General features: G+C 59.2%; 4 protein-coding genes. 2 read left to right on the forward strand and 2 right to left on the reverse strand.

What is annotated here, in order from left to right; translation table 11 throughout:
* The first annotated feature begins 216 nt into the window (after positions 1–216).
* Positions 217–465, forward strand: coding sequence for a hypothetical protein (locus tag ABX749_RS21635; protein WP_372897810.1), 249 nt, complete (start codon positions 217–219; stop codon positions 463–465).
* A 259-nt stretch (positions 466–724) separates the two neighbouring features.
* Here the strand turns inward: ABX749_RS21635 and ABX749_RS21640 are convergent, their stop codons facing one another.
* Entirely contained in the window at positions 725–2,086 is a 1,362-nt protein-coding gene (locus tag ABX749_RS21640) for a sigma-54-dependent transcriptional regulator (protein ID WP_372897811.1), read from the reverse strand.
* A gap of 275 nt (positions 2,087–2,361) precedes the next feature.
* On the opposite strand from ABX749_RS21640, the gene ABX749_RS21645 reads away from it, so the two are divergent.
* Complete coding sequence (locus tag ABX749_RS21645) at positions 2,362–2,865, forward strand: hypothetical protein (RefSeq protein ID WP_372897812.1); 504 nt, start codon at positions 2,362–2,364, stop codon at positions 2,863–2,865.
* Positions 2,866–3,266: 401 nt separating this feature from the next.
* Here ABX749_RS21645 and ABX749_RS21650 read toward each other — a convergent pair whose 3' ends face one another.
* Positions 3,267–4,649, reverse strand: a complete 1,383-nt coding sequence (locus ABX749_RS21650; RefSeq protein WP_372897813.1) for a DUF1559 domain-containing protein — start codon at positions 4,647–4,649, stop codon at positions 3,267–3,269.
* Positions 4,650–4,959: the final 310 nt, after the last annotated feature.

Below are 4,959 nucleotides of genomic sequence, written 5' to 3' on the forward strand. Positions count from 1 at the left end.
ACGGTCGGTTGATGGGGAATCATCAATGGAGACGTCGCTCGCGCTGGCGCGAACCGGCTGATGTCATTTGACGATCAGCCGTTTGGCGGCAACGGCCTGTGGATTGAGCGGTATGGGGCGCGATCCGCGGCGCTGGCACGCCGGTTGCAAGTTTCCAGCCACCGCTGTCATTCGACTCTCACCCATCCGCGTTCGTCAGTTGGAGGAGAATCAATCGTGAATGGTTTGCCTGGAATCTTGGAACTGGTGGGCATCGATCCGTCGCGTTATGACGAATTGGATGTCGCCCGCTGTGTGGCTCAACTCGGCGGATCCATGATCGGAAGACAGATCGTGTTTAGCGATACGTCGCGGCGAGACGCGGCGATCGAAGTCTTGTTTGAGAAATTCGGCGCGCATGCGTTTGTCTGGGGTGACGCGTTGCGCCGCGAGTCCGAACACCCGATGGAGCTTTCCCATGCCTGAAATGCCTGAGAATCTTCTTTCCTTGGCGCTGCTGTCCGCCGGCGCGTTCGCTTCGCTCGGTCTGGTCGCTCTGGTGACCTACATGGCGTTCTTTCAAAAACATTGACGTTCCGATCGGGTGAAACGCCACGCCGGTGCGTCGTCAACCCTTCGATTTGCGGTTGCGGACCTCGCCAACGGCATGCTGATGGAATGCCCATCGTGCGGGTCTTCTGAATCGATCGACAAACTCCCGAGCGTTTCGTTTTGGCGGCGTTTGCTACCGATTGGATTCCAAGTCGAACTCTTTTAATTTACGTTGCAGCGTGCGGACGCTAATGCCCAACAGTTCTGCGGCTCTTGTCCGGTGGCCGCTGGTGTGTTCGAGCGTCCGGCGGATCGCTTCGCGCTCGATCTCGGCAAGCGTCATTCCGGGTTGGATGATCGCTTGGGCGGACTCGGCGCCGGTGATGTGTGGCGGCAGGTGTTGTTCATCGATGATTTCGTCCAGCGTCAACACAATGATGCCTTCGAGGGTGTTTCTCAGTTCGCGGACATTTCCGGGCCATTTGTAGGCCTTCATCGCCTCGAGCGCCGCGGTGGAAATGTCTTTGACCGGTCGCTCGTTCTCGGTGGAGATTTGGTCGATGAAGTGGCGGATCAGCAGCGGGATGTCGTCTTTGCGTTCCCGCAGCGGCGGTAGCGCCAGTTCGACGACTTTGAGTCGAAAGTAGAGGTCCTCGCGGAATTCCTTGTTCTGGACCTGCTGGAGCAATTCGCGATTGGTCGCGGCGACCAGGCGGACATCGACGTCGATCTCTTTGGATCCGCCGATCGGCATGACCGTCCGGTTTTCCAGAGCCCGCAGAAATTTCGCTTGCAGCGACAGGTCCAGTTCACCGATCTCGTCCACGAAAAGGGTCCCGCCGCCGGCCGTTTCGAACAGGCCCTTGCGGTCGGCGGTGGCGCCGGTAAACGCCCCCTTCTTGTGGCCAAACAGTTCGCTCTCGACGAGCGATTCCGGGAGCGCGGCACAGTTGACCGCGATCAGTGGATTGGCGGCGCGGCGGCTGAGTCGGTGGATCGAGCGAGCGACCAGCTCCTTCCCGGTGCCGCTTTCTCCCGTGATCAACACCGTGCTTTTCGTGTCCGCGACGAGCCGGATTTTTTCGAACAGGGCGCGGATCGAAGCGCTGGTGCCGATCATGTTGTCCAGGCCACGTTGCCGGGTCAGCTGGGACTGGAGTTCCGCGATCTGTTCGGCCATCGCGCGGCGGCGCAGCGACGATTCGATCCGCTCGGTCAGTTCGTTCAAGTTCACGGGTTTGGGCAAAAAGTCGTCGGCACCCGCTTTGAGTGCCGCGACGGCCGCGTCGACGCTTTCGACCCCGGAGACGACGATGACAATGGCGTGTGGGGCTTTTCGTTTGGCGACATCCAACAGTGCCAGTCCGTCGGTCTTGGGCATCTTCAGATCGGTGACGACCACCGCCACACCCTCTTCGATCATCTCCATCGCCGACTCGCCGTCGGCGACCGTCACCGGGTTGTAGCCGCGCCGCTGGAGCCACTCCGCCGTCGACGCGCGGCTGTCCGCGTCGTCATCGACAATCAGAATTTTCCAGGCTCGTTGTTCGGTCATGTTGGGGGCGAGATCCTCGGGTGGGCCACAGACGCTGCCGGGTAAGGCGTGGTACGCCCTGGCGTGGTGTCAAGTTCATCGGACATTTTGTCATGTCGGCCGCCGTCGATGAAGTCAACTTGACGTGATTTGCTGGCGTCTGTCGGTCAACCTCGGGGCCGAACGCGAATCCGTCTTCGGCACAAAAATTGCTTGGCGAACTCGTTGATACGAAGTGGATGCCCTTCGCACTTGCCCTGAGCGTAACATCGTCACCCACCAATCTGAAAAGTTCCATGTCCAAGTCAAACGGGACACAACGACCGATCCGTCATCGTCTGCCGGAGTTGCAGGAAGCGTCGCTAGAGGAGGGGCGTAGCGAACGGGTCAGGATCCTGATGGCCAGCCATCGAACCGAGGCGTGTTTGACGGCCCCGGCACCGGGACGCGAGCACGATTGGAAGGACGCGGTTCAACAGGCCCTCAGTTTGCTGCGCGCGTCGCTCGGCGAAGCGAGCCAGCGCGGGGAATCTGCCGGCGGCTTGATTGCAGAATTAAAAACGGCGGGCGGCAAGTACTACCACCGCGTCGATCGGCTGCAACAGGAATTTGACGAGATGGTGCGGCGCTGCGATGCCACGATCGAACATCTGCGATCGCAGGGCGAAGGCGAGTCGATCGACTACGCCGACATCCGCCAGCGGGTCACCTGGCTACTCACCTCCCTGAAACACCACCAAGCCAGAGAAGCCGATCTGGTGTACGAGGCACACGGATTGGACATCGGTATCGGCGAGTAGCGTTTGGCCGACCATGTCGAAACCTGCTGACTCTAACGTTTTCTATGTTTGTTCGCGATGAAGCCCGGAGGGCTGGCACAATGCTTGCCGGTGGCGTTAGCCACCGGAATGGAAAGACCTCGATCACGGAGGCCTGAAAGGCCGGCACAATCGGTCTCATGAGCTGCGGGTATTGCTAAAAGCTGGGGAACTGTGTCGGCCCGCTGGGCCTCAGAGACTCCTTGAAATCATCTCCGGTGGCTCACGCCACCGGCATCCACTCTGCCGGCCCTCCGGGCCTGAAGGACTTCGCCTATACGGCAAAATCCGGTACATAGCAAAACGTCAGAGTCAGGAAACCTGAAAGGGCAATTGGGGTTCTATCCGATCCGACCGAGGAAGCCGTCGCGTTATCTCGCCGGTCAGTTTCCCGGTGGGTTCCTTTGCATGACGTCCATTTCGATCGCTCGATAAATGTCCGATGGAATCAGCGTGTGCAGCGGCACTTCGTGGATCGTCCCGGAAGCGTGTTTCAGTCGAATCGTTTTCTGGTCTACGATTTCGATGAATTCTGCCGTCAGTTGGGCGCCACTCTTGTTGTCGGTCCAGACCGACGTTTGCATCGATGCACGGTTGGAGGATCGAGACCTCGGAGTCACTTGCGGAAATTGCACATCGATTCTCTCCGCGGATGCCGTCGTCCCCAGCGCGCCCCACAAACCGTACGGGCTGGGCATTCCAGGCGGCGTGTAGCCAGGCTCGAGTCCCACCCCGGCCTTGGCCGAGTCTCCCGCGTCAATGTTGTCGGTGATAAAGATCACCGATCCGTCGCCGATCAAAACGTGAACGCCGTCAGCATGCAAACTGGACGCCGAAACAATCGGTTCGTCTATCCCGTGTTCCGAGGTGCAGGAGGGCGAATTCGGCGGGAGGACGGTTTGGAACCCGGTGTAAACTGGCCGGCCGTCGGCCCAGCAGCTGCCCCGTCCAAACTCCCAAAATTGCTTTGTGTCTGCTTCTGCCGCACGCAAGCATTCTGCCGGGGCTTTGCTTAAACCGCGGACGTCGCGAATGATCTCGCTCACCCCGGGATCGCGTTTTTGACTCGACACGACTTCGGAATAAAGAATCGTATTCGACAATCCGTCAAGAAAGTCGCGGAACTTCAGTGGCTGGCTGGTCATGAACGCGCCGCGGTTGGCGGCGCGCCGACTCCGCGATTCATTCGCATCGGGCCGACCTTGAACCACCTTGCCTTGCAGGACCGTTCCGTCACCGTAACTGGCAACATAGTTGGCGGTCACACCCATCGCGGTGATTGGAAGCTGCAGTGAACGGATCACTTTGGTTGACTCGGCTTGATCGCCGGGATGCGCCTCGGGACATCGATAAATGTCGGGACCCTGTCCCCAAGGTTCATAGGCCGCGGGATCGAACAAGGGGATCGGTCCCATCGGCGGGAATGCCACTCCGGTCCGCTTGTTTTCATAAGGATTGGCTACTTGCTCCCAAAGTCTCTGCTGCTCACAAAACGGAAGGACACCGACCAGCGGTCCCAACAAGCCTTGGTTGCTCTTGGCCGGATCGTCGTTTCCAGTGGTTCCACCGGTACCGGCGGGAAGTCGTTTGTAGGCGGAATAGTAGTTGTGAAACGCGAGCCCGATCGTCCTGAGGTTGCTGGAACAGGCCGAAGAACGCGCTTGCACACGCTGCTTGAGAATCGTTCGCGGAACGAGCGACGCAGCCAAGGCCACACAGACGATGACGCCGAGCACATCGGCAAGGCTGGCGGAACGGTTTTTCATGGGGTTTCCAAAGAAAGCGGGCGACAACGCAAATAAGGGTAGAAAATGACCGACATCTTTCGAAGGGACGTCGTTTGAATCAGTGGCGAAGTTGATCGTGTTGGAGGTCGCCAACAATTTCGCGGCACCGGCACTCTGGCGTCTGCTTGCTGCGCAAATGCCGTCTCCTCCAGAGGGAGAGAATCTTTATCGGTTGCCAAATCCTGCGGTAAAAGAATCGACGTCCTACCGAAAGGCTTAGCGTGGCGGCGGCAGCCAATACCAGCGGCCGTTGACGTAGTGCATGACGAGATTGCCGGTCAAATTTCGA

Origin of the sequence: Stieleria sp. (assembly GCF_041595215.1) — a bacterium.
Classification (GTDB): domain Bacteria; phylum Planctomycetota; class Planctomycetia; order Pirellulales; family Pirellulaceae; genus Stieleria; species Stieleria magnilauensis.